Source organism: Vibrio sp. 970 (assembly GCF_033339075.1).
Window position 1 is genome coordinate 1 of the sequence record NZ_JAWOTW010000185.1, and the last position, 826, is coordinate 826.

Sequence of the window (826 nt, forward strand, 5' to 3'; positions counted from 1 at the left end):
CGCGTATAGCACACTACGTCAAAGTTATGGGGCGAGACAAGATAGGTGGTTATCAGGACGCGGCATCGCTCGAGAGGGAGTTTCAGACTTGGTTACATCAATATACAACGGCTTCAGACGAAGCTTCGGATGAACTCAGAGCTAAGTACCCATTGAACGAAGCGAAGATCAAAGTTAGAGAGAAACGCGATACGCCAGGGCACTTCTACTTGGTGATACATTTACGCCCTCATTTCCAGCTCGACCAAATGGTCTCAAGTATCAAATTAATTACGGAATTATCACCAGAACATTTGGTGTAAGGAAAGAAATATGACTCAGTGGAAAAATGCCTTATCGGAAGGGCAGTTGCAACAAGCTTTAGAACTACTAATCGAAGCAATAAAGGCATCTCCCAAGGATGCCAGTTTGAGAAGCTCTTTTATTGAACTGCTTTGTATTGATGGTGATTTTGAGCGAGCTGATGAGCAACTGATGCAGTCTATTAAACTGTTTCCTGAATATCTTCCAGGCGCTAGCCAGTTAAGACATCTGGTTAAAGCTGCTCAAGCGCGAAAGGATTTCGCTCAAGGTGCGGCAACCGCGAAGGTATTGGGTGAGAACGAAGAACTAACTAAGTCATTGGTTAGCTTCAACTTATCAATGGTGAGTCAAGATTATGAACAAGTTTCTGAACTTGCTCTTCAAATCGAAGAACTGAGACAAGAAAAAGGCTTTTTAGCTAATGATACTTCGTTCTCAGACGTGCGGGATATTGATGATCGTTTAGGTGGTTACATTGAGCTGTTTTCTACCGCAGGCAACTACTTCCTCGTCCCTATTGCTA

General features: G+C 43.3%; 1 protein-coding gene and 1 pseudogene. Both read left to right on the top strand.

Annotated elements, in window-relative coordinates; translation table 11 throughout:
- Positions 1-302, top strand: a pseudogene (locus R7Q11_RS25570) (type VI secretion system contractile sheath large subunit); the annotation flags it as partial.
- A gap of 10 nt (positions 303-312) precedes the next feature.
- The coding region (locus R7Q11_RS25575) for a type VI secretion system accessory protein TagJ (RefSeq protein WP_318094453.1) at positions 313-826 on the top strand (514 nt) is incomplete at its 3' end.